This is a genomic window from Enterococcus caccae ATCC BAA-1240, from assembly GCF_000407145.1.
GTDB lineage: Bacteria > Bacillota > Bacilli > Lactobacillales > Enterococcaceae > Enterococcus_L > Enterococcus_L caccae.
Genome location: NZ_KE136473.1, coordinates 467,692 through 490,356, shown reverse-complemented (window position 1 = coordinate 490,356; position 22,665 = coordinate 467,692). Strand labels below are relative to the sequence as shown.

Annotated in this window: 25 protein-coding genes, 1 other RNA gene, 1 pseudogene and 1 other annotated feature; of the genes and pseudogenes, 5 read left to right on the top strand and 22 right to left on the bottom strand. The window is 36.4% G+C overall.

Annotation, left to right across the window (positions count from 1 at the left end; genetic code table 11):
* Positions 1–22 precede the first annotated feature (22 nt).
* The 6 genes from hisS to folB form a co-directional block, all read right to left on the bottom strand.
* Positions 23–1,324 (bottom strand): histidine--tRNA ligase, encoded by a 1,302-nt coding sequence (hisS, locus tag I580_RS07835; RefSeq protein WP_010771421.1) that lies wholly within the window; start codon positions 1,322–1,324, stop codon positions 23–25.
* A gap of 933 nt (positions 1,325–2,257) precedes the next feature.
* Positions 2,258–2,465: a binding site (T-box leader), on the bottom strand.
* A 92-nt stretch (positions 2,466–2,557) separates the two neighbouring features.
* Entirely contained in the window at positions 2,558–3,361 is an 804-nt protein-coding gene (gene folP / locus I580_RS07825; RefSeq protein ID WP_010771420.1) for a dihydropteroate synthase, read from the bottom strand.
* Complete coding sequence (locus I580_RS07820) at positions 3,358–3,963, bottom strand: non-canonical purine NTP pyrophosphatase (protein ID WP_143141678.1); 606 nt, start codon at positions 3,961–3,963, stop codon at positions 3,358–3,360. Before I580_RS07820 ends, folP begins: the two co-directional genes overlap by 4 nt.
* Positions 3,964–3,966: 3 nt before the next feature.
* The gene (gene folE / locus I580_RS07815; RefSeq protein WP_010771418.1) at positions 3,967–4,533 is read right to left on the bottom strand and encodes a GTP cyclohydrolase I FolE; all 567 of its coding nucleotides are present in this window, start codon (positions 4,531–4,533) and stop codon (positions 3,967–3,969) included.
* Positions 4,534–4,537: 4 nt separating this feature from the next.
* Entirely contained in the window at positions 4,538–5,026 is a 489-nt protein-coding gene (gene folK / locus I580_RS07810; protein WP_010771417.1) for a 2-amino-4-hydroxy-6-hydroxymethyldihydropteridine diphosphokinase, read from the bottom strand.
* Positions 5,023–5,388: a dihydroneopterin aldolase gene (gene folB, locus I580_RS07805; RefSeq protein WP_010771416.1), complete on the bottom strand. Its 366-nt coding sequence runs from the start codon at positions 5,386–5,388 to the stop codon at positions 5,023–5,025. The genes folK and folB overlap by 4 nt, the downstream gene beginning before the upstream one ends.
* Positions 5,389–5,579: 191 nt before the next feature.
* Here folB and I580_RS07800 point away from each other — a divergent pair, with 191 nt between their 5' ends.
* On the top strand, positions 5,580–6,515 hold the full coding sequence (locus I580_RS07800; RefSeq protein ID WP_010771415.1) for an aldo/keto reductase: 936 nt from the start codon (positions 5,580–5,582) through the stop codon (positions 6,513–6,515).
* A gap of 628 nt (positions 6,516–7,143) precedes the next feature.
* On the opposite strand, the gene dtd is transcribed toward I580_RS07800, so the two are convergent.
* From dtd to I580_RS07765, 7 genes and pseudogenes are all read right to left on the bottom strand, one after another.
* A complete protein-coding gene (gene dtd, locus I580_RS07795) occupies positions 7,144–7,590 on the bottom strand; it encodes a D-aminoacyl-tRNA deacylase (RefSeq protein ID WP_010771413.1) in 447 nt (148 codons plus the stop codon).
* A gap of 12 nt (positions 7,591–7,602) precedes the next feature.
* Complete coding sequence (locus I580_RS07790; RefSeq protein ID WP_010771412.1) at positions 7,603–9,816, bottom strand: RelA/SpoT family protein; 2,214 nt, start codon at positions 9,814–9,816, stop codon at positions 7,603–7,605.
* 217 nt (positions 9,817–10,033) lie between these two features.
* On the bottom strand, positions 10,034–10,681 hold the full coding sequence (locus I580_RS07785) for a beta/alpha barrel domain-containing protein (RefSeq protein WP_010771411.1): 648 nt from the start codon (positions 10,679–10,681) through the stop codon (positions 10,034–10,036).
* Between the two features lie 17 nt (positions 10,682–10,698).
* A complete protein-coding gene (locus I580_RS07780; RefSeq protein ID WP_010771410.1) occupies positions 10,699–11,448 on the bottom strand; it encodes a 16S rRNA (uracil(1498)-N(3))-methyltransferase in 750 nt (249 codons plus the stop codon).
* Position 11,449: 1 nt separating this feature from the next.
* Complete coding sequence (gene prmA, locus I580_RS07775; RefSeq protein WP_010771409.1) at positions 11,450–12,397, bottom strand: 50S ribosomal protein L11 methyltransferase; 948 nt, start codon at positions 12,395–12,397, stop codon at positions 11,450–11,452.
* A 13-nt stretch (positions 12,398–12,410) separates the two neighbouring features.
* Entirely contained in the window at positions 12,411–12,896 is a 486-nt protein-coding gene (locus I580_RS07770; RefSeq protein WP_010771408.1) for a DUF3013 family protein, read from the bottom strand.
* A pseudogene (locus I580_RS07765) lies at positions 12,838–13,531 on the bottom strand (DNA-3-methyladenine glycosylase). Before I580_RS07765 ends, I580_RS07770 begins: the two are co-directional and overlap by 59 nt.
* A gap of 257 nt (positions 13,532–13,788) precedes the next feature.
* On the opposite strand from I580_RS07765, the gene I580_RS07760 reads away from it, so the two are divergent.
* The 4 genes from I580_RS07760 (at position 13,789) to I580_RS07750 (ending at position 16,256) form a co-directional block, all read left to right on the top strand.
* The gene (locus I580_RS07760) at positions 13,789–15,078 is read left to right on the top strand and encodes a replication-associated recombination protein A (RefSeq protein ID WP_010771406.1); all 1,290 of its coding nucleotides are present in this window, start codon (positions 13,789–13,791) and stop codon (positions 15,076–15,078) included.
* A 62-nt stretch (positions 15,079–15,140) separates the two neighbouring features.
* Positions 15,141–15,334, top strand: a non-coding RNA gene (gene ssrS / locus I580_RS16730) — 6S RNA.
* Positions 15,335–15,403: 69 nt separating this feature from the next.
* The gene (locus I580_RS07755; RefSeq protein WP_010771405.1) at positions 15,404–15,682 is read left to right on the top strand and encodes a hypothetical protein; all 279 of its coding nucleotides are present in this window, start codon (positions 15,404–15,406) and stop codon (positions 15,680–15,682) included.
* 97 nt (positions 15,683–15,779) lie between these two features.
* Positions 15,780–16,256: a universal stress protein gene (locus I580_RS07750; RefSeq protein WP_010771404.1), complete on the top strand. Its 477-nt coding sequence runs from the start codon at positions 15,780–15,782 to the stop codon at positions 16,254–16,256.
* An 81-nt stretch (positions 16,257–16,337) separates the two neighbouring features.
* Here the strand turns inward: I580_RS07750 and I580_RS07745 are convergent, their stop codons facing one another.
* The 9 genes from I580_RS07745 to comGA all read right to left on the bottom strand — a co-directional run bounded on the left by I580_RS07745 (position 16,338) and on the right by comGA (position 22,589).
* A complete protein-coding gene (locus I580_RS07745) occupies positions 16,338–17,525 on the bottom strand; it encodes an acetate/propionate family kinase (protein WP_010771403.1) in 1,188 nt (395 codons plus the stop codon).
* Between the two features lie 26 nt (positions 17,526–17,551).
* The gene (locus I580_RS07740; protein WP_010771402.1) at positions 17,552–18,559 is read right to left on the bottom strand and encodes a class I SAM-dependent methyltransferase; all 1,008 of its coding nucleotides are present in this window, start codon (positions 18,557–18,559) and stop codon (positions 17,552–17,554) included.
* 242 nt (positions 18,560–18,801) lie between these two features.
* Positions 18,802–19,164, bottom strand: a complete 363-nt coding sequence (gene comGG / locus I580_RS07735) for a competence type IV pilus minor pilin ComGG (protein WP_010771401.1) — start codon at positions 19,162–19,164, stop codon at positions 18,802–18,804.
* Complete coding sequence (gene comGF, locus I580_RS07730; protein ID WP_010771400.1) at positions 19,157–19,630, bottom strand: competence type IV pilus minor pilin ComGF; 474 nt, start codon at positions 19,628–19,630, stop codon at positions 19,157–19,159. Before comGF ends, comGG begins: the two co-directional genes overlap by 8 nt.
* Entirely contained in the window at positions 19,596–19,919 is a 324-nt protein-coding gene (gene comGE / locus I580_RS07725; protein WP_010771399.1) for a competence type IV pilus minor pilin ComGE, read from the bottom strand. The genes comGF and comGE overlap by 35 nt, the downstream gene beginning before the upstream one ends.
* Positions 19,894–20,349 (bottom strand): competence type IV pilus minor pilin ComGD, encoded by a 456-nt coding sequence (gene comGD / locus I580_RS07720; RefSeq protein WP_010771398.1) that lies wholly within the window; start codon positions 20,347–20,349, stop codon positions 19,894–19,896. The genes comGE and comGD overlap by 26 nt, the downstream gene beginning before the upstream one ends.
* Complete coding sequence (gene comGC, locus I580_RS07715) at positions 20,346–20,630, bottom strand: competence type IV pilus major pilin ComGC (protein ID WP_010771397.1); 285 nt, start codon at positions 20,628–20,630, stop codon at positions 20,346–20,348. Before comGC ends, comGD begins: the two co-directional genes overlap by 4 nt.
* Positions 20,627–21,673 carry a competence type IV pilus assembly protein ComGB gene (gene comGB, locus I580_RS07710; protein WP_010771396.1) on the bottom strand — a complete coding sequence of 349 codons (1,047 nt, stop codon included), beginning with the start codon at positions 21,671–21,673 and terminating at the stop codon, positions 20,627–20,629. The genes comGC and comGB overlap by 4 nt, the downstream gene beginning before the upstream one ends.
* A complete protein-coding gene (comGA, locus tag I580_RS07705) occupies positions 21,627–22,589 on the bottom strand; it encodes a competence type IV pilus ATPase ComGA (protein WP_010771395.1) in 963 nt (320 codons plus the stop codon). The genes comGB and comGA overlap by 47 nt, the downstream gene beginning before the upstream one ends.
* Positions 22,590–22,665: the final 76 nt, after the last annotated feature.

Sequence of the window (22,665 nt, the reverse complement as noted above, 5' to 3'; positions counted from 1 at the left end):
GCTCCTCTTCATTTTTTACTATTTATTCATCAAACATCACAATCATCATTTCATCATAGACTTCGTCAAATCGTTCATAAATGTCTGAGAGTGGAAATGCTTTTTCTTTACGACTTGCCATTGATTTTACATTTACAACGCCTTCTGCTAGTTCCGTTTCTCCTAAAGTCAAGGCAAGTTTCGCATTGAGCTTGGCCGCTGTTTTAAATTGTGCTTTTGCTTTGCGATCCATAAAATCACGGTCTGCTGAAAAACCAAAGTTACGGATTGCTTGAACAAGTTTTAGGGACGCAATATTCGTTTGTTCCCCAATACCAACCACATAAGCATCGATTTCATTGATGACTGGAACGACAACACCTTCTGCCTCCATCGTAATCAAGACACGTTCGATTCCCATTGCAAAACCAAAACCAGGAGTCGCAGGGCCGCCCAATTCTTCGACTAAACCATCATAGCGTCCACCCGCACAAATCGTCGCTTGAGCGCCCATTCCTGGTGCTTCACTCATGACTTCAAAAATCGTGTTCGTATAATAATCTAGCCCACGAACCATATTGCTATCCACTTCAAATGGAATATTCAATTCATTCAGCATTGTTTGAACTGTTTCAAAGTGCTCTTTTGACTCAGCACTTAAGTAATCTAAAATCGATGGTGCATCAGCTACGATTGCTTGATCTTTTTTATCTTTACTATCTAAAACTCGTAAAGGATTTTCATGCAAACGTCGTTTTGAATCTTCACTTAGTTCAGCTGATCTCGGTTCTAAATAATCGATCAAAGCTTGACGATAAGCCGATCTGGTTGCTTTATCTCCTAAAGAATTGATCACTAATCGAATTTGATTGATTCCCAATTGTTTGAAAAAGTCTAGAGCCATTGCCATGCTTTCAACATCCACAGCTGGATTTACACTGCCAAAAGCTTCGGCTCCAATTTGGTGAAATTGTCTTAAACGTCCAGCTTGAGGACGTTCATAACGAAACATCGGTCCCATATAATATGTTTTATATGGTTTTGCAAATTCAGGTCCAAACAATTTGTTTTCAACAAACGAACGAACGATCGGTGCTGTTCCTTCTGGACGAAGTGTTACGTGACGATCTCCTTTATCGTAAAAATCATACATTTCTTTTGAAACGATATCGGTCGTATCCCCGACACTACGAGAAATGACTTCATAATGTTCAAAAATCGGCGTGCGGATTTCTTCATATTGGTAATCGCGAAAAATCAAACGAGCTGTTTCTTCAACAAATTGCCACTTTTCTGAAGTTCCTGGCAATAAGTCATTGGTTCCTTTTGGTTTTTGATAACTCATTTTTTTCATCTCCTAATTATTGTTCATTGTTTGTATTTTATTTTGGTAAAGATTGATTGGTTTGAAATAGCTTTAGAGCTGGTTGTATGATTAGATTATGCTTTTCCTTCATTAGATCATTGCTTTTTGTTTGGATTACGCTATTTGGTGATTCACTATGGCGGAGCCAATCGTGAGTCTTCAAGACCTAGTAAGCATCTTGGAGATACATATCCGCTTCTTTTTTTGCCTCAGGCGTTTGGTGATTCACTAGTACGGTAACTTCGCTCTCTTCGTTCGCCAAGTATTGTTCATCATCTACTCTGGCGGAGCCAATCGTGAGTCTTCAAGACCTAGTAAGCATCTTGTAGATACATATCCGCTTCTTTTTCTGTCTCAGGCGTTTGGTGATTCACTAGTACGGTGACTTCGCTCTCTTCGTTCGCCAAGTATTGTTCATCATCTACTCTGGCGGAGCCAATCGTGAGTCTTCAAGACCTAGTAAGCATCTTGTAGATACATATCCGCTTCTTTTTCTGTCTCAGGCGTTTGGTGATTCACTAGTACGGTGACTTCGCTCTCTTCGTTCGCCAAGTATTGTTCATCATCTACTCTGGCGGAGCCAATCGTGAGTCTTCAAGACCTAGTAAACATCTTGGAGATACATATCCGCTTCTTTTTTTGCCTCAGGCGTTTGGTGATTCACTAGTACGGTAACTTCGCTCTCTTCGTTCGCCAAGTATTGTTCATCATCTACTCTGGCGGAGCCAATCGTGATTCTTCAAGACCTAGTAAGCATCTTGTAGATACATATCCGCTTCTTTTTTTGCCTCAGGCGTTTGGTGATTCACTAGTACGGTGACTTCGCTCTCTTCGTTCGCCAAGTATTGTTCATCATCTACTCTGGCGGAGCCAATCGTGGTGATTCACAACAAAAACTCGCCCTTGTATAAATACAAGGGCGAGTGAATAGACACACGCGGTACCACCTAAGTTCGAAAGATTGCTCTTTCCTCCAACGATTAACGCTCGCAACGGAACGGCTTTTCCTCCGTTCATCTCCAGAATGTCTTTCGATTTCTCTAACGAAGTTGCTTTCAGCCACGGCAACTTTCTCTTCTACGATCAGTTTAAAATCTACTCGTTCTTTCATCGATTTTTTTATAGTATCTATAAATTACTAGAAATTGTAAATAAAGTCAAGCAGAATTTCAGTTTAGTTTACAATAACCAATGTAAGGCGAGCAACGATTATTACTGACTACTCAAGGTTTCCCAAACATTTAACGCATCCCGCATTCCTTTAACATGGTGAACTCGGACAATTTCTACTCCTTTATTGGCAGCAAATAATGAAGCGGAAATCGAGCCAAAGTCCCTCTCTAATGGATCTTTTTCATTTGTTAATGCAGCAATCGTTCTTTTTCTAGATACGCCATACAACAAGGGATACTCTTTATATCGAAACACTTCAGGATATTTTAAAATCTCAATATTTTCTTCCTGTGATTTGCCAAAACCGATACCTGGATCAAAACAAATCCGCTTCGACTCAATCCCGGCCTTTTGACAGAGGTTGATTTTTTCTTGATAAAACTGTTGAATATCCTCTTCTACTGACAGGTCACTACGCCTTTTACGAGAATGCATGATTACCAAACCACTATCTGGGTATTTTTGCGCAATTTCGATCATTCCTTTTGTATCCAAACCTTTGATGTCATTGATGATACTGGCGCCTTTTGCTAATGCCGCATCTGCAACTTCTGGAAAATACGTATCAATAGAAATAGGTTTGTCTGTTTTGTTTCGGATAACTTCTACTATTGGCAAGATCCGCTCTTTTTCTTCTTGAGCTGAAATTTCTTGATAGTTTGGACGGGTGGATTGTCCGCCGATATCGATGATATCAACGCCTGCCTCCAACATTTCTTCACAATGCGCTAGCGCTTTATCTAGCGCATTAAATTGCCCACCATCTGAAAATGAATCTGGTGTCACGTTTAAAATCCCCATGATTTGAGTTGATTTTTTAGCAAAATATCCTTTTTCTGTCATCTTTGCTGCTCCTTTAACTTTTCAATCAATCGCTTCAAGGCTGACACCCTTGGACTTAAATGATTACGTTGTCCTTTTGTTAATTGAGCAAGGGTTTTATCTTTTTTCGGTAAATAAAAAATTTTATCAAAACCATAGCCCATTTCGCCGACTTCCTTTGTTGTTAGTTCCCCTTTCAGCTCATCTTCTGAAATAAGGTACTCTCCATTTGGCCAAGCATAAACTAATACAGCATGTAGACTAATTGCTCGTGTCAATGATTTTTGTCCTTCAAATAATGTAAACAGCTGGTGGTTCTTTTCTGAATCTGTCATATTCGGTTTAAAAAATCTCGCAGTCTCAACTCCCAAAAGATCAGGAAAAGCTTCCATTTCTACCCCACCATCATCTGCCAATACTGGTTTTCCAAGCATTTTGGCATAAAATTGCGCTTTGATCAGTGCATTTTCTGTATATGTTTTGCCTGTTTCTGCTACATCGTAGCTTTTTTTCGTGTAGTTCGTATATGGAACAAACGTAATTTCCTCTTTAGGATAGGCAGATTGTATTTCTTGTAGCTTCCCTTGATTATTTGTGCCGACAATAATATCCATTCCATTCATCCTTTACGCTTCAATCGCTCTTAAAAAATCATCCTTACACTCTCGATTCGTTTTGAACACCCCTTGATAATGGAAGGTTTTTGTTAAACTGTGCGGTGATCTAACACCACGCATTGTCATACACATATGCTCCGCCTCAATTGCAACTGCCACACCTTTAACAGGTACATGTTCGACAAGTTTGTTTGCGATCATAATCGTTAAATCTTCCTGAACACTTGGACGTTTGGCACAATATTCTACCAATCGTGGTAACTTACTTAAGCCTAAGACTTTGCTTTCATCAGGAATATAAGCAATATGTGCTTTCCCGTAAAACGGCAACAAGTGATGTTCACACATAGAATAAAATTGAATATCTTTGACTAACACCATATCGTCTTCATTCAGGCTGTCAAATAGAGCATAATCGTCAAATTCTGGCGCTCTTAAAGAAGAAAATACTTCGTTATACATTTTGGCTACACGTTTTGGCGTATCTTTAACACCCGCTCGATCGGGGTCCTCACCGATTGCATTTAGGATTTGTTTTACTGCCTGCTCAATTGCTGCTAGTTGTTTTTCATCCATCTTTTTACCAACTTTCTTTACTAAGCCAAACCTCAGCTTGATTCCCTGTACTTGTAATCAGCTCATCAAAAGACTTTCCTTGGAATGTAGCTTCTGGATAGACATCTTTTAGTGGAGTTAACACAAATGAACGCTTAAGCATTTCTTTATGAGGAATTGTCAAACGTTCTGTTGCTACTTGTTCATCACCCATCAATAAAATATCGATATCTAACGTTCGCGGTCCCCAATGAATCAAGCGCTCTCTACCAAGAGTTTTTTCAATTGCTTGTGTTTTTTCGAGTAATTGAAGAGGTTCGCAAGTTGTGCTGATTTGAATCACAGCATTATAATAATTTTCTTGTGGAACATCTCCATAAGGTAATGTTTCGTAAAGCTTTGATTTTCTCATTACTTGAATATCGTTTTCTTGATCCAGCAATTCCACTGCCTTTTGCAGTGTTTCTAAACGATCTCCTAAATTACTGCCCAAAGCTAAATAACTAATCGTCATATGAAATCTCTTTCCATTTCAATTTCAATATTATCAAATACTCCTGGCATCGGTACACTATATTTTCTAACACGAACAAGAGCACTTTCTAACTTTTTGCCATGTTCTGTTTCAATATCATCTAAAATAGCTGAAGCCACAGCTTCTATTAAGTTGTAAGAATGTGTCGTTAAACGTTCAGCAATTTGATCATTCACTTCAGCATAACTAACGGTGTCGTTCACATCATCCGTTTTACCAGCCTGGTCTAAAGACAGTCTTAACTCAACATCAACTTCTAATTGTTGTCCTAAAACTCGTTCTTCTGGTAAGACTCCATTTTTAGTGTAAAACTTCATGTTATTGATTCTAATTTTTCCCAATTTGCTCCCATCCTTCATCTGTTTAGTCACTGATAAACTCAGTTGCACCCATTATACTATAGATACGTAAGAAAACTTTAGCTTTCTGCTTTTTAAGACATTTTGTTAATCTGTTGCCATAATAAGTGGAAAAACTATCTTCTTTCTCTTCAATCAACTACACTAGAATTAGAAAGTTAGGAGGAATCATAATGACAGAAACTATTCAAATAGGGAAAACAACTGTTTACTCAAAGCCACTTGGATTAGGTTCTAATGCAGTGGGTGGACACAATTTATTCCCCAACTTAGATGATGACATGGGCAAAGAAATCGTTCGTACAGCATTGACTCATGGTATTGACCTGATCGATACAGCGTTCGCCTATGGAATGGGGCGTTCCGAAGAATTGATTGGTGAAGTTTTAAAAGAGTTTGACCGAAATAAAGTCGTTATTGCAACTAAAGCTGCACATGATCCAGCTAAAGACGGTGCATTTAATAATACACCTGAGTTTTTGACACATTCCGTCGAAGATGCCCTAAAACGATTGCAAACAGACTATATTGATATTTTTTATATTCATTTTCCGGATAAAACAACGCCTAAAAATGAAGCGATAGCTGCCTTACAAAAACTAAAAGAAGTAGGAAAAATTCATGCAATCGGTGTTTCTAACTTTACTTTAGAACAAATTAAAGAGGCGAACCAAGAAGGCTTCATCGACATCGTCGAAGATGAATACAGTTTAATTCACCGTGAAGCTGAAAATGAATTATTTCCTTATCTAAAAGAAAATCAGATTTCTTTTGTACCTTATTTTCCTTTAGCTTCAGGTTTGTTAACAGGAAAATATAACAGAAATGTTACTTTCCCACCTGAAGATTTACGTAGTAAAAAAACAGATTTTCAAGGGGAACGATTTAAATCTATTATCGATAAAGTTAGCCAACTTAAATTGATCGCCGCTGACTATAATGTGAGTGTTGCAGCAATCGTACTTGCTTGGTATATCAAAAACCCTTTTGTAGATGTTGTTATTCCTGGTGCTAAAGAACCAAAACAAGTGATCAACAATGTACACGCACTAGATGTCCATTTGACTGAGGCAGATTATCAACATATTGACACCTTGTTCAAGGCCTAGACAAACGTATTTAGCTCCGAAGCCTTCAATTCTTGGTGCTTTCGCACTTGAAAATGAAGACATCTTGTATGGTGCATCATTCGAAGCACTTCGTTCTTTGGGATTTACAACAATATAATCGAAGTGAGGATGGGACAGAAGTGTTTAATCCCGAGAAATAAGAAAGAATTCACGAAAATGACAAGAAACACGGAATTTTTCATTCAGATGTTGAATGATTCCTAATCGGTGCTCTTCAAATTTTTGTGACCAAGTAGGTACTGTGCAACAATGTTTATCTGCGACGAGTCTTTAGCGAGAAAGCATCAACTCGTTCCTCGTTGTGTTTTACAGCAATTTCGGCTTATTTCCGAAGGGATTGCTTCTGATCCCACCGTTTATTCGTATTTAAAGCCCAAAATAAAACTGCTTTTTAGTTTTGTCCCGAGCTCTAACTAAGATATACATTTCAAAAAAATACTGAGAATAACGATAAGACATAACAGATGTCCTGTTCATTATTTCCAGTATTTTTATGTATTTCATCCCTAAATCTCTCAAAGATTCATTGCCTTGTTTTTAACCTTTTTTCAATATTGTGCAAAAAACATCATTCTTGCAGCACTCAGCAACAGGAATGATGTTTCTACTATTTATCTCGTGTATCAATAATAATCGTTACTGGACCATCATTGATCAATGACACTGCCATATCAGCTCCGAATTCACCCGTCTCTACATGAATCTCTCGTTCTTTTAACTGTTCGTTAAATAACTCATATAAAGGAATAGCCTTCTCTGGTCGAGCCGCAGCTGTAAAGCTTGGACGGTTTCCTTTTTTAGTTTCCGCATATAAGGTAAATTGAGAAACACTTAAAATACTTCCCTGAATTTCTTGAATACTTAGATTCATTTTACCTTCATCATCTTCAAATACTCGAAGTTTACTAATTTTGCGCACTAAGTAGGCAACATCTTCTACATCATCGGATTCATGAATTCCCAGTAAAATCATAAATCCTTGGTCGATTTTCCCAACACTTTTTTGGTCAATCATCACTTCAGCTTGTGTTACACGTTGAATGACTGCTCTCATGCTTTGTACCTCCTAGCCATTGGTTCGACGAACATTATAAACGTCTGGTATATTTTTGATTTTATCAACGATTGTTTTTAGATGAGCCAGATTTTGAATTTTTACAGTAACATGAATCATCGCCATTTTATTTTTTGTTGGTTTTGCTTCCACACTGACTAAGTTTTTGGTCATTGAACTAATCACTTGTAAAACATCGTTCAATAATCCACTGCGATTATAGCAATATATTTCTAAATCAGCATCATATTCTTTATGAGAATTATCCGTATCTTCCCATTCAACTTCAATCAATCGCTGCGCGAGTTCTTCTTGATGTTGTACATTAGGACAATCTGCTCTGTGAATTGAAACACCACGACCTTTTGTGATATACCCTACGATTTCATCACCTGGTACAGGATTACAGCAACGGCTAATACGAACAAGTAGATTTTCAACACCTTGAATGACAATGCCACCTTCATGACGAACTTTCATTTTATCCGATTCTTTTTTGATTGGTTGTGTCATCAATTCTTCTGCTTCTTGCTTTTGGCGTTCAATTTCTTGTTCTTTTCGTTCTTTTTCAGTTAAACGATTAAAGACTACTTGAGCACTGATTTCACCATACCCTACAGCGGCATATAAATCGTCTTCTGTTTGAAAATTAAATCGATCCAACGCTTCTGCCATTTTTGCTTTGCTTAAAAATTCTTTTGGCGTAAAACCGTGTTCAATCAAATATTTACTAATTGCATCATGTCCTTTGATAATATTAACTTCACGGTCTTGGACTTTAAAGAATCGTTTAATTTTGTTTCGTGCCTTACTTGTTGCTACCATTTTCAGCCAATCACGACTTGGACCAAAAGAATTTGGTGAAGTTAATACTTCAATGATATCACCATTTTTCAGTGTATAATCTAACTGAACCATTTTACCATTAACTTTGGCACCTGTAGTTTTATTGCCGATTTCAGTATGTACACTGTAAGCAAAATCAAGCGGGCCAGATCCTTTAGGTAATTCAGTGACTTCCCCAGTGGGAGTGAAAACATATACCTTATCACTGAAAATATCACCTTTAACACTCTCCATAAACTCAGAAGCATCGTAGCTTTCATCTTGTAACTCAAGAATTTCACGAAACCAACTTAATTGTTTTGTATCATTATCTTCATCAACTTTTTCAGTCTTGCCTTCTTTGTACGCCCAGTGAGCGGCTACCCCAAATTCAGCAATTTGGTGCATTTCATGGGTTCTGATCTGTACTTCTACTGGATTTCCTTTTGGCCCGATAACCGTCGTATGGATTGATTGATACATATTCGCTTTAGGCATCGCTATATAATCTTTAAAGCGCCCTGGCATTGGTGTCCATTTAGTATGAATCGCACCTAATACAGCATAACAATCCTTAATGGAGTCAACGATAACGCGAATCGCCAGTAAGTCATAGATTTCATTAAACTGCTTTTTTTGGTCCTTCATTTTGCGATAGATCGAATAAATATGCTTTGGACGACCATAAATTTCAGCATAGATATCTAAATCTTCTGTAGCTAAACGAATATCTTCCACAGCTTCTTCAACATAAGCTTCTCGTTCATCCCGTTTGCTTTGCATCAAATTAACGATACGATAATATTGATTTGGATTGATATAGCGTAACGCAGTATCTTCTAATTCCCATTTGATGCGACTAATCCCTAAACGGTGAGCAAGCGGTGCATAAATCTCAATCGTTTCTTGGGCGATTCGACGTTGTTTGTCTTCTCTCAAATGCTTCAATGTACGCATATTGTGCAGACGGTCAGCCAATTTTACCATAATCACTCGTAAGTCTTGCGCCATTGCCAGTAACATCTTCCGATGATTCTCTGCTAATTGTTCCTCATGCGATTTATATTTTATTTTTCCAAGCTTGGTCACGCCATCAACTAACATTGCAACATCCGCACCAAACTCATTCGCTAAATCTTCAAGCGTTACATCCGTATCCTCTACTACATCATGCAAAAAACCTGTTGCAACTGTATGTGGATCCATCCGTAATTCTGCTAAAATCCCCGCAACTTGGATCGGATGGATAAAATAAGGCTCACCTGATTTTCTGACTTGGCCTTCATGAGCTTTTTCCGCATAATCACACGCTTTTTGAACAAAAGCAACATGTTTTGGGTCCATATATTTTGACACAAGCTTAATAACTCCAGGTCCAGTCATAATTTCCTCTTTTGGCATGATCCTCACTCCTTTTACTTATAGGTTGGATATTTTTTATCTCTAAGTCAGATTCGCTTCCTAAATAGAAATACTCCTTCAACTTATGGGTCAAGTATCCCTTATATTTATGTAAATAATCAAACATTGAAAAAAAGAAAAGCACCACTTGAAACAGTAGCACTTCCAACATCTTTTATTATACTAACATTTTTCTGGATTTTCAATTCCTCAAGGTTTAATTCCATTTTGATATTAACGGTAATATCTCACGACCATTACTAATTCCAATATACGTAGCACCTGCTTGAAAAAGAAGTTCAATTTCAAGTAATGTTGGTGCTTTTACATTTACTTGAAAGGTCAATTGTTTTCTTCTTCCTGTTCGGAATATACTCATATCATTGATTGCTTGTTCCATCGTTAAATTTAGTCCTAGCGCAATCGCATTGACTTTTAGTTCTGCCAAATCCATCGTCAACTGCTGCTTTTGATTACTTGTTAACTGGCTACTATCTAAAAAGAAGCCTAGAGCATTTCGTCCAAATGACAGTTGTTCTAATGCTTGATAGCTTTCATTGCCATAAATTTCTAACTGATCTGGAATCATTGTCACAAAAACATCGGCTGCTCCATCTCTATATAATTGTCCTGTTTCAAACGCCTTTTTGGCTAACGTCCCGCCACCCAACGGAAAATCTACAAAGCTAGCCACCTGGATCATTGTTCCAGTTAATAATTGTTTCGCTCTTGCAACATTATAGGGTAAAACAAAAATTGAACGTACAGGAAATTCCTTTAGAAACAGAATCTCTTCTGTAAACTGTTGATCCGTTAGTTCTGGATCCATTAACATGATTGAAAGTCTTTGCAACTCTAACTCCATAAATAGCCCCCTAACTCTTACACTAATTCAAAATGATAACTAATTGCACTTAAAACGTATAGTGGCGCCGTCTCTGCACGTAAAATACGCGGGCCTAACCCACAAACAATACCACCGTGCTCTTGAAATTCTGTTATTTCTGCGGGTGAAAAACCACCCTCTGGACCAAAAATAAATAGAATCGACTCTCCACCAACCATCTCCGAAAGTGTTGTTGCAAAGCGACTGCGTTCCCCAATTTTCGCAGACTCTTCGTACGCAATCAACACTTTATCGTAACTAGAAAAAATATCGATCACGTCTTGTTCTTTTTCTAATAATAAAATATCTGGTGCAAACTGGCGATGAGACTGCTCAGCTGCTTCTGTAGCAATTTTTTTCAACCGCTCTGTCTTCTTTGCTAACTTTTTATGATCCCACTTTACGACTGAAGCTTTAGCAGGAAAGCCCACAAATTTATGACTGCCAAGTTCTGTGCCTTTTTGAACAACCCATTCAAATTTATCGGCTTTAGGATAGCCACAAGCAATCGTAACATTAACTGGTAACTCTTTTTCTACTAGCTCTTTACTTATTTCTTTCAAAACAACCGCTTCTTCTGTTATGTCAGTGATTTCTGCAATGATTGCCAAACGATCTCTAAACGCTAAAAAAACTTGCTGACCAGGCTCCATTCGCATTACTCGAACGATATGATGATAATTTTCTCCTGTGATCCTATAATGATCTTTCGCTTCATAAGGTTCTGCTAAAAAGTAACGCTGCATCTTACTCTTCCTCTGTTTTCTTTAAAATAATCGCATACCAATCTCCTTGTTGGAAAATCTGATCCACAAGAAAACCCATTTCAGTCATTTTTTCAATAATCATCGCTTTTTTCTCATGAATAATCCCTGAAACAATCAATGTTCCATCATTTTTCAATAAACGCCAAGCATCTTTGATCATTAGAGTGATGATATCAGCTAAAATATTTGCGACGATTACATCAGCTTCAATCAATACATCTTTTAATAAGTCATTCGCTGAAACGTGAACATCACTTGCGATCGGATTCATATCCATATTTTCTTTAGCTGCAGACACAGCAACTTCATCTAGATCATAGGCATACACCTCTTTAGCTCCTAGATATTTACTAGCAATACTCAGTACACCAGAACCTGTTCCCACGTCAAGCAACGTTTCTCCTCCACGTAATACAGTTTCCAAAGCTTGCAAGGTTAAACGAGTTGTTGGATGAGTACCTGTTCCAAAAGCCATTCCTGGATCCAAGGTAATAATTTTTTCACCCTCATCTTGTGCATCATATTTCTCCCAACTTGGAACGATTGTTAGAAAACGAGTGACACGAACTGGATGGTAATATTTTTTCCACGCCGTTGCCCAATCACTTTCAGCGACTTCACTAACAGTTACATCATTTTTACCAATGCTTAAGCCAAATTCTGGTAAACGAGTGATACTTTCCTTGATAAAAGGTAATATTTCTGGTAAAAAAGTTGTTTCCGGAAAATAAGCCATTACCAACGCACCATCTTTAATATGTGTAAATTGTTCTTTATCTAATAATTCCCCATAAAGATCACTTTGAAAATTTTCCACATCTAAAGCGTCTTCGATAGCTACACCACTAGCACCTGCTTCCATCATAATATTGGAAATTGCTTCAACCGCTTCGCTAGCTGTTTCAACTTTTACTTCTGTCCATTTCATACGATCACCTCTTTTAATAGCTTGGATAAGCGATATATTCATCGCCATCTACTTTTTGGTAGTGTTGAACTGCTTTTTCAAACTCTTCTTTTGACCATTTCAACTCGAACACTTCCTGATTTTCATCTGTCAAAAAGTCTAGCAAGTCGCTTTGACCTTCAGTTAGTACATCGTTTAAATACGTGACAAAACCATCCAATACAGATCGTTTAATGCCTTTTTTTCCTTCATAAGGGATCACTGCCAAGTACTCGTCTTCATCTACAGTTGTTTTTTCAGGATTATAAAATAATACACCATCTTCAAATTCAATGATTTCTTCTTCAGAAACGATTCCTGTCGCATCGTCAATTTGTTCGTGTGCTTGATTTTCAGCAAATAAGCGAAAAACCACTTCAATGGAATGGTTTCTTGTATTCCAGTCAAGAGCGACATCATATTCAGTAATATTTTTGGTGATTTGTTGATCTAAGTATGTTAACATTGTTGCTTTTTTCATTTTGTTTCTTCCTTCCAGCCCAAGGCCTTTTGATCGACATCACTTCTTCTTTGTTTAGAAATATAAGGATTTCCTGCAACGACGTATCGCAAAGGCAAGTCTGTCCAAATACCTTTATTGGGAATCCCAATCCTAGGAAGTGAGATGATGTTCTTTGGTGTTTTTCTTTTTTCTGGAACAATTCGTAACGCACTATCAAAAATGGATTCCCCATATAAAGCTCGATCAATCCCTAAAGCAGCAACTAACTTCCCAGGCCCATTAGACAGTTCAATGCCTTTTCGTCCATTGCGATTTATTTCCATTTTTTCAATGCCTTCAACAGGTTCAATCGCCCGGATCATCACACCCTGTGGCTTCCCTTTTTCTTGTGTCACCATATTTAAAATCAGATGTGTATGCATAGTATATAGATAAATGGTTCCTGGTTTTTCATACATTGCTTTGAGACGAGGCGTGTCGCGCAAGCCAAAACTATGAGCCGCTTCATCTTCTGGTCCGAGATAAGCTTCTGTATCAACGATATATCCCGCAAGAATCCCAAATTCTGTTTCGTGTTCTAAGTACATTCCCAATAAAAATTGAGCAATTTCTTCTGTCGACTTTGTATTAAAAAATTGTATTGTTTCATTCATTATTTTTCACCACCTCCTATAATACACGAATCTACCCCTATTATCCATTTAAATAAGAAACGATTCGTAAGATAAATTATGATTTTTTTCTTGTTTTAATTGACAAACCAACACCTAGTACAAACGTACGTTCTTTATGATATAATAGATACATATAGATGAATATAATGGTAGCAAAAAACGCCACTCTCTGATTTTTTTATTTTTATGCGAGACTAGGTAAGCTTGCTACACGTTTAAAATAAGGAGGTTCAACGATGCAAAAACCATTAGCTTATCGCATGCGACCACGTAATTTAGATGAAGTCGTTGGTCAACAACATCTTGTTGGACCAGGAAAAATCATTCGTAGAATGGTCGAAGCACGTATGCTTTCATCCATGATTTTATATGGTCCCCCTGGTACTGGTAAGACAAGTATCGCCAGTGCAATTGCGGGTTCTACAAATTATGCTTTTCGTTTATTGAACGCAGCGACTGATACAAAAAAAGATTTGCAAATCGTCGCTGAAGAAGCAAAAATGAGTGGTACTGTAATCTTGTTGCTAGATGAGGTTCATCGCTTGGATAAAACAAAACAAGATTTTTTACTGCCCCACCTTGAAAGTGGTCGGATCATTATGATCGGAGCAACTACGGAAAATCCTTATATCACGATTAATCCAGCCATTCGCAGCAGAACACAAATTTTTGAAGTAAAGCCTTTATCTGAACTAGATATTCAAAAAGCAATTAAAGAAGCGTTGGCTGATAAGGAACGTGGCTTAGGCGAATTTCCTGTTGTCATAGAAGAAAAAGCCTTGCAGCATTTATCTCGTGCAACAAACGGTGACTTGCGTAGTGCCTTAAATGGTCTGGAATTAGCTGTAAAGTCAACACCTGAAAACGAGGATAAAGAAATTAAGATTAGCCTCTCCATCATTGAAGAATGTGTGCAACGCAAAGCATTGACTCATGATAAAAATGGTGACGCTCATTATGATGTGATTTCAGCATTTCAAAAATCGATCCGAGGTAGTGATGTCGATGCAGCACTACATTACCTAGCCAGATTAGTCGAAGCAGGTGATCTGCCGATTATTTGTCGTCGCTTGATGGTGATTGCTTATGAAGATATTGGTTTAGGTAATCCTCCCGCTGCCGCACGCACGATTACAGCTGTTCAAGCAGCAGAGAAACTGGGTTTCCCCGAAGCTCGTATCCCACTTGCCAGTGTAGTGATCGATTTATGCTTATCACCAAAATCAAATTCTGCTATCAGTGCAATTGATGCTGCCTTAGCTGATATTCGTGAAGGAAAAGCTGGAGATGTTCCTGATCATTTACGTGATAGTCACTATTCAGGCGCCAAAGATTTAAATCGAGGAATTGGTTATCAGTATCCTCATAATTTTGAAAATGCTTGGGTAAACCAACAGTATCTTCCTGATAAAATAAAAAATGCTCATTATTATGAGCCCATAGACACAGGAAAGTATGAACAGGCATTACACCAGCAGTATCAAAGAATTCAAAACTGGAAAAAAGGTAAGAAAAATGCAAAATAATCCGCTTTCAATATAAAGCACTCTCATTGCTGTTTGCTCTATGTTGTGCTATTATAAAGATGGTAAATCTGTGATGTACGCGTTGTCTTTTTTGTGTGTTGACCGAACATTTTATTGATATCTAGGGATCCTTCTGGTACCTAAGCTGGTAACATGCCTTATCACTTGGTAGTTCGAAGCTGTCAGTCGTGGAACCCACCTGCTTTGTTTGCGGGTTCAATACTATAGGACGAATAACGGCATCGACGGATTTTACCTTTTTATTTTAGATTTTTAAACAATTTGCACTTTGCAAATTGTTTTTTATTTGATGGAGGTTCAATGCATGATTCGCGTACTTATTTTTGTATCTGTAGCATTATTGATTATTATTGGTATCTATTTATTAAAAAAAGCACCTATTTTTTTACCCTTGATGCACAACGGTGAACCTGATGAGAATATGCAATTTTTACATCAGTTTGGTGTCTTTTATTTGATTTTAGCTGCTATTGGTATCCTAGTTGGAATCTTTAATTTGAAGTTTTTTTCCTTGTTCTATATTTTTAGTTTACTTGTAATTTCAGCTGTATTTAGTGTTATGTTTGCCAAGAAGATTCTATAACAGTCTCTTCTTTTTTATTTGCTTTTTTAAGATTTTGTTCTACAATTAAACTATCAAGAACTATGTATTTTCAATTATTTGAAAAGGAGTGGTTATAATGTTACAAAATTATCGCAAAATCATGGTGGCTGTTGATGGATCTTCTGAGGCAGAATTAGCTTTTCAAAAAGCAATGAATGTTGCTATGAGAAATGATGCAGAATTATTGCTCGCTCATGTTATCGATACACGAGCATTCCAATCCGTTTCTTCTTTTGATGGGGTCCTAGCTGAACAAGCTACCGAAATGGCCAAACAAACACTAGAAGGTTACAAGAAACAAGCAAAAGAACATGGTTGTGAAAAGGTCTCTAGTGTCATTGAATACGGCTCTCCAAAGCCTTTGATTGCAAAACAATTACCTCAAGATCAGGAAGTTGATTTGATCATGTTAGGTGCTACTGGTTTAAATGCTGTCGAACGATTATTCATTGGCTCTGTTTCTGAATATGTTATTCGCAATGCCGCTTGTGATGTATTAGTTGTAAGAACTGATTTAGATAACAAAATCCCTGTTAATCAAGATGAAGACTAGATTTACCAATGTTGATTCGGATCAAAAAGGGGCTGAGATATAACTCTTTGAGTTATATCTCAGCCCCTTTTTGATTACAAACTATTTTCTTAAACGTTCAACATCACGAGCAATCATTAATTCCTCATCTGTTGGAATCAATAATACTTTCACTTTAGAATCATCCGTAGAGATCACTGATTGTTTTCCACGAACATTATTTTTCTCTTCATCTAATTCACAACCGAACCAAGTCATGCCTTTGATTACTTCACTACGAACGTGTGAGTCATTCTCACCGATACCAGCAGTAAAGACAATTGCATCTACACCGTTTAATACAGTTACGTAACTACCAATATACTTACGGATACGGTCTGTAAAGATGTCATAAGCAACTTGAACAGCTTCTTTGTCCATATTTGCTTCTAAATCACGCATATCACTAGAAATACCAGTCAAGCCAAGTAGACCTGATTTTTTATTTAAAATATCGATCATATCTTTGATATCTGTCAATTCAAGTTTTTCCATTAGGTAAGCAAGTAAAGAAGGATCGATATCCCCAGAACGAGTTCCCATTGTCACACCTGCAAGTGGCGTGAAGCCCATTGATGTATCAACAGATTTACCACCATCAACAGCTGTGATTGAAGCACCGTTACCTAAATGACAAGTAATGATTTTTAATTCTTCAATTGGACGTCCAAGCATTTCTGCTGCACGATCAGCAACATATTTATGGCTTGTTCCATGTGCACCATATTTACGAGCGGCATATTTGTCATAGTATTCAGTTGGAATACTGTATAAAAAGTTGTGTTTTGGCATTGTTGTATGGAATGCTGTATCAAAAACCGCAACACTGATAATTTCAGGTAAGATTTTTTTGAACGCTTTAATTCCCATTGCATTTGCTGGGTTGTGCAATGGTGCAAGATCTGCTAATTTTTCGATTTTCGCTAAAACTTCGTCATCAATAACAACAGAATCCTTAAAGTCTTCTCCGCCTGCAACTACACGATGTCCAACACCTGTAATTTCATCATAAGAAGCTAGGATGTTCAATTCAGTCAATTTATCTAATAACATTTTTACTGCAACATCATGATTATTGATGTCAACGATTTCTTCATATTTTTCATCTTCGCCATATTTAATTGTAAAGATTGAATCATTTAAACCAATTCGCTCAACGATTCCTTTTGCGATGACTTCTTCAGTTGGCATTTGGTATAACTGCCATTTTAAACTTGAACTTCCAGCATTGATTGCAATTGTTTTAGACATAATACTCTCCTCTTTTATCAGTTGTTTTATTTTAAATTTGAAGACTTCCAAGCCTCAAATTGTTGAAAAAATTGTGTGATTTTTGTAGGGTCTTTCAATGAACCTAATTTAGCAACAAGAACTTCTGGTGCTTGTTCACTATGTTCCCCTTTATTTTGGACAAACAAAATACTCTTTCTTGATTGTACTGATTTAAACAATTCATCTGGCAATTGAATCATGCCTTGCAGATAGACATTTTTTTGTAGCCAATTTTTGAAGTAAGAACTCTGTTCTGTCTCTAAAATATTGGTTGGTATCAAAAATAGTCCATACCCATCAGGTTTAACAAACTTCATTGCCTGCTCCATCAATAAATGATGTGCATAACTATGACCTTCCTCTGCAGCAGAATCAAATTCATTCGCCTTCTCATCGTTTGGATAATAACCAATTGGCAAATCGCTGACCGCTATATCTACTGGATCGACAAGTAAATCTTGTAAGCCGTCCTGATGGAATAATTGTATAGTAGCTTTTGTCCACTCATTATTAGTAGCAGAAACTGAAAGCAATGTATCATCAATATCCACACCAAACCCTTGAACTGTATACTTCGCAATATTCAAGTTAAGGGTGATTGTTAAGAGAAGATTGCCCATTCCTGTTGCAATGTCTAATATCTTTAGTGATTGTTCAGGACTGTATAGTTGTTCAATCAAATAAACAAATAGGAAACCGATACTATCCGGCGTTAATTGATGATTTGCCTGCAAGGACTCTGTTTTATTCCCTTTAAGTAAAATCAACTGTGACAAACGTCTAATTTCTTCTGGTTCCAATTCGATTGCTTGAAGCTGTTGATAAATAGTTTTGAGTTTTTGGGCAGTTTGCTCATCAGGGACGCCATCCAAGACGCGTACTTGAAAATTATCAATGATATTCTCACCATTTTCAGTATAAGCATCCAAGAAAGATGTGTCTAAAGATTGTTTAAGCAATTGGATAGACTGTTCCATTAAACCGAAAGCCTTTTCTATTTTCTCAGGGAACAAAAGAAACACCTCAATTTCCATCTATAATATAACAATTTTCATACCTGTTCTATTTTAACGAAAAACCTGACAATAATCAATCAATTTCCTAATAATATTTATAAAACACAGAACTAGTCTCATTTTTATTTAAATTATCAAATGTTGCAAGTGTGATTCCTTTTCAAAATGAACTTCTGTATCAGTTATTTTCAATCTAAGTTTGAAACACGTTTCACAAATTTTAAAAAGCTCAAATTTTATTACTCGCCTTTTTTACTTTTCAACTTATTTTTTTCTTTTTCATCCTCTCGATAGTCTTCTTGAAATCGATACGTTTTCTGATTTAACTGAACAATAAATTTCAGTCTTATACGATCATACTCATACTGTACTTTTCCGCTTGAAAAATCCTGATGTCCCTTTTTTTCGAGTCCCTTTTGCCCCTCCTTGATATCAAAAAGCAGCATACTTACCATAGTTTTAGCGATATAATACTCTTTGGTTTTATGCGTAAAACGTTGGGTTAATTGAAATTCTTCCAAAACAAGGGCGAAAATAAAACTAAATAAAAAAATAAATAATAATGTGGTAAGTAGAACACCTCCTTTATATTTTTTATTCATAATTATGCTCCTTAGGAATAATCCACTTCATTGTAACAGCCAAGTCATTTTCAAAAATCACTTCTATCATGACACAGTTACCATCCTCTCTAAAATTCGCTTCTTTAACCTCCATGAGAAGTGGATGATATCCGCCATTCTCTACTTTTACAATCTTCCCTAACTTAAATTCAATCCAAACAGACTTATTATTTTGTTTGTTTCTTAGTATTATTTTATTTGGCTGAGTCTTTTCATAGGAACTGTTTTTCATTTCATTCTCTATCTGGATCACAAATATTTGCCACTCTTTCTCTCGTTCACTTTTTAGTTGGGTGGTCACAACAGTCGCATTCTTGATTGTTGCAGAAAAGAGCATACAAATAATTGATAGTAACAACAAGGCAAACAAACATTCAATTAATGTAAATCCTGAAAATTCTTTTTGTTCGTTACTCTTTTTTAAGGATAATGTTTTCTTTTCCATCCGTAATCTCCACTTTGGTCAATTTGTTATTGGTCTTATCAAAGCGCACTTGGTAATTGCTATTAGCTAGATGGATTTCTTGAAAAGATTGTCCTCCATAATTCTCATAAACCTTCACCTGTTCATACAATGCTCGATACATTCGCAATTGTTCATTCGCTTGATTATTCTTTTTAAGTAAGAGTGTATTTAATGAAATATAACTTCCAATCATTAAGCATAATAGACCAAGTGCAATGAGACTTTCAAGTAAGATATAGCCTTTATACCTGCTTAATTTTTTTAACATACCGACCACTTCCTAACTGAAATTGAAATTCGATTACTTGTTTTTTTTCTGTCCATAAAAATGAAAATTTAGCTAGTTTCCCGTTATTTCCCGAGCTATTTTTAAAAATAATTTTATCTGGCCCTGTAGCCTTTAATGACTCTGGAACCTTTAAAATATGTTTCCCCGTTGAAGATTCACTTTTAGATAGCCAAAACTGGATTTGCTGGTTCTGTTCAAAAAATAAAACTTGTGTATCTACCATCTCTACAACTGCCATTTGTTGCGTAAATAATATATTTTTTTCAAAAGAAGAGAAAAAATGCTTCACTTCCAATACTTGTTGCGACTTTTTTATAGTGAGTGTTGGCAACAACAAAAATAGCGTACAAATAAACACAACGACCAACGATTCTATCAACGTAAAGCCACTTCTATTTTTTAGACTCATTTCTTGCTAGCCTGATATTTATCATATTGTTCTTTTGTAATATACTGTTCATTTAACAATTGTTCTATCGTTGGTGATTGATTTTTTTCCATAGTATAGAGGTCCATTTGTGTTTCGACTATTTTAACGATTGCTTCATTGCCTTTCTTATCTACACCTTCTTTGTGCTTAGACAAATTAGGAACAAACAAAAGAATCAAAATAGATATAATTAGTAAAACAACTAACATTTCCAACAGGGTAAATCCTTCATAATTCATTTTTTTCTTTTTTATCTTCATAAAAATTCCTCCATTCCGCCATAAATCGGCAACAACATGGCTGCGTAGATACTAACAACTAACAATGCAACGACTAAAAAAATGACTGGCTGGATCCATTGAATCAGCTTTTCCATTCGATTAAAAAAACGTTGCCAGCAAAGCTCGCTATATAAAATCAATTCTTTTCCTAAGTTCCCTTTAATTTGCCCTTGTTGAATAATCAAAGACAATTCTGGAGAAAAAAATGCAAATTTTGGTAGCTGTTCATAAAAAGTTTGCCCCAACATTGATTGTTCTTCGATTTTCTCAGAAAGTTCACTCATTAGTGAACGTTGATCTATCGTTTGCATCAGGTGAATAACGGTTTTGATTTCCAAGCCTTGCGAAAATAATTTCCCCCATTCTAGAGCAAAAAAAGCAGAAGTATATTCTTGATAGAACTTCCCAAAAATAGGCAGTTTTGAAATAATTACAGCCCGCTGTAAATACGTCTTTTTTCTAAAAAAACAGCCTGTCAAAATGATTAGAATGAAGACAACAAATATGAATGAGAGTATATAATATGGGCTTTGTTGGATAAACATGATTCCTAAATTGTTTGCTTGAATCGTTCCATTTGCCATCAGTTGCGGCAATAAAATTTGGCGAATACTAATTAAAACAACCGTTAAAAAAAGTAAAAGCAATACAGGATAACTAACTACTTTATAAAAATTTTGCTGTTGCTTATCGATTATTTTAAGATGTTGCTTTATTTTTTTTAGTGTTCCTGCTAAATCTCCGTGCGCCTGAGCAAATTCAATTTGTGTAATAACTGTTCCAGGAAATCCTAATTGAGCCAAACCGCCATGCAGTGAATCTCCTCGCTCCATACCAGCTATAAGACAATCAATTATTTCTATTGTCATTGAACGAGATTTCTTCATAAACAGTAAGCTTTCTTGAATCGTGAAACCATTACTTAATAAATCCGCAAGTAATTGAATAAACAATTGTTGTTGTGATTTTGATAGTTTAGTCTTCTTTTTCTTCTTCAAATGTTTGATCATCAATAAATCCATACGCCCAAACCTTTCTTAATTCTTGCGACCATTTAGACGCCATTTCTCTAGAAAAATTATAATCCAATAGCAGTCCACAGATTTCTTCATCACTCGTTCCTCGAAAGGGTAACAATCTCTGATAAATAATACTTGCTAGACATTCACTAACCTCACTTTGCTGTACACCTAATTCAGCTAAGCGTTCATATACGCCACTAATACTTCTTGCGTGTATCGTTGCAAATACCGTATGCCCTGTAAGTGCCGCTCTGATTGCCGCTTGTGCAGTAAGTCCATCTCGAATTTCTCCAATAATTAAAATATCTGGTCGATGACGTAGACAAGCCTTAATCAATACATCGTATGTCAAATCAATTTTAGTATTTGTCTGAAGTTGCAAAAAAGTCTCTTCTTCAATTTCAACAGGATCCTCAATTGTAATCACCTGTTGAAATTGATCTGTTTCTTTCGCCAATTTATACATCAATGTAGTTTTACCAGAACCAACAGGACCACAAAACAAGTGCAAACCACGACGTTTAACCTGACTTCTAACCGTTGTTAATTGTTGTGGTAAAAAATAATTTTCGCGACTATTACCAAAAACATGCAAAAAGCGAATAACTAAACTTTCTCTTTGTCTAAAGTCGCCAACTGTTGACAAACGTAATCGTATCTCTTCTCTATTGATTGTATAGGTTACAGCACCAACTTGCGCTTTCCTTTTCTCGCCAACATCCATACTCCCAATAAATTTAAAATGGAAAATCAGTTTTTCACCCTCTCGTTCGTTTAATTCTTGAAAAACTACTCGTTTTTTCCCCTTTCTAGTAAAGATTTGAATCTTATTTTCAATGGGCAAAATATAGATATCCTGTAGGTATTCCTTCACACCCCATTCAATCAACTTCAAAGAAAGTTCTTTAATATCCATTGTTTTCCCTCCTTACTGTAATATACGCACTAAAATGTAAAACTAGTGAAAAAAAAACTAAAACAAAACAGGTGCG

Bases quoted from the DNA above. Each gene is read 5' to 3' on its own strand.
- hisS (WP_010771421.1), bottom strand. From the start codon at position 1,324: ATGAGTTATCAAAAACCAAAAGGAACCAATGACTTATTGCCAGGAACT.
- folP (WP_010771420.1), bottom strand. From the start codon at position 3,361: ATGACAGAAAAAGGATATTTTGCTAAAAAATCAACTCAAATCATGGGG.
- I580_RS07820 (WP_143141678.1), bottom strand. From the start codon at position 3,963: ATGAATGGAATGGATATTATTGTCGGCACAAATAATCAAGGGAAGCTA.
- folE (WP_010771418.1), bottom strand. From the start codon at position 4,533: ATGGATGAAAAACAACTAGCAGCAATTGAGCAGGCAGTAAAACAAATC.
- folK (WP_010771417.1), bottom strand. From the start codon at position 5,026: ATGACGATTAGTTATTTAGCTTTGGGCAGTAATTTAGGAGATCGTTTA.
- I580_RS07800 (WP_010771415.1), top strand. From the start codon at position 5,580: ATGACAGAAACTATTCAAATAGGGAAAACAACTGTTTACTCAAAGCCA.
- dtd (WP_010771413.1), bottom strand. From the start codon at position 7,590: ATGAGAGCAGTCATTCAACGTGTAACACAAGCTGAAGTGATGATTGAC.
- I580_RS07790 (WP_010771412.1), bottom strand. From the start codon at position 9,816: ATGCCAAAAGAGGAAATTATGACTGGACCTGGAGTTATTAAGCTTGTG.
- I580_RS07785 (WP_010771411.1), bottom strand. From the start codon at position 10,681: ATGGAGTTAGAGTTGCAAAGACTTTCAATCATGTTAATGGATCCAGAA.
- I580_RS07780 (WP_010771410.1), bottom strand. From the start codon at position 11,448: ATGCAGCGTTACTTTTTAGCAGAACCTTATGAAGCGAAAGATCATTAT.
- prmA (WP_010771409.1), bottom strand. From the start codon at position 12,397: ATGAAATGGACAGAAGTAAAAGTTGAAACAGCTAGCGAAGCGGTTGAA.
- I580_RS07770 (WP_010771408.1), bottom strand. From the start codon at position 12,896: ATGAAAAAAGCAACAATGTTAACATACTTAGATCAACAAATCACCAAA.
- I580_RS07760 (WP_010771406.1), top strand. From the start codon at position 13,789: ATGCAAAAACCATTAGCTTATCGCATGCGACCACGTAATTTAGATGAA.
- I580_RS07755 (WP_010771405.1), top strand. From the start codon at position 15,404: ATGATTCGCGTACTTATTTTTGTATCTGTAGCATTATTGATTATTATT.
- I580_RS07750 (WP_010771404.1), top strand. From the start codon at position 15,780: ATGTTACAAAATTATCGCAAAATCATGGTGGCTGTTGATGGATCTTCT.
- I580_RS07745 (WP_010771403.1), bottom strand. From the start codon at position 17,525: ATGTCTAAAACAATTGCAATCAATGCTGGAAGTTCAAGTTTAAAATGG.
- comGG (WP_010771401.1), bottom strand. From the start codon at position 19,164: ATGAATAAAAAATATAAAGGAGGTGTTCTACTTACCACATTATTATTT.
- comGF (WP_010771400.1), bottom strand. From the start codon at position 19,630: ATGGAAAAGAAAACATTATCCTTAAAAAAGAGTAACGAACAAAAAGAA.
- comGE (WP_010771399.1), bottom strand. From the start codon at position 19,919: ATGTTAAAAAAATTAAGCAGGTATAAAGGCTATATCTTACTTGAAAGT.
- comGD (WP_010771398.1), bottom strand. From the start codon at position 20,349: ATGAGTCTAAAAAATAGAAGTGGCTTTACGTTGATAGAATCGTTGGTC.
- comGC (WP_010771397.1), bottom strand. From the start codon at position 20,630: ATGAAGATAAAAAAGAAAAAAATGAATTATGAAGGATTTACCCTGTTG.
- comGB (WP_010771396.1), bottom strand. From the start codon at position 21,673: ATGGATTTATTGATGATCAAACATTTGAAGAAGAAAAAGAAGACTAAA.
- comGA (WP_010771395.1), bottom strand. From the start codon at position 22,589: ATGGATATTAAAGAACTTTCTTTGAAGTTGATTGAATGGGGTGTGAAG.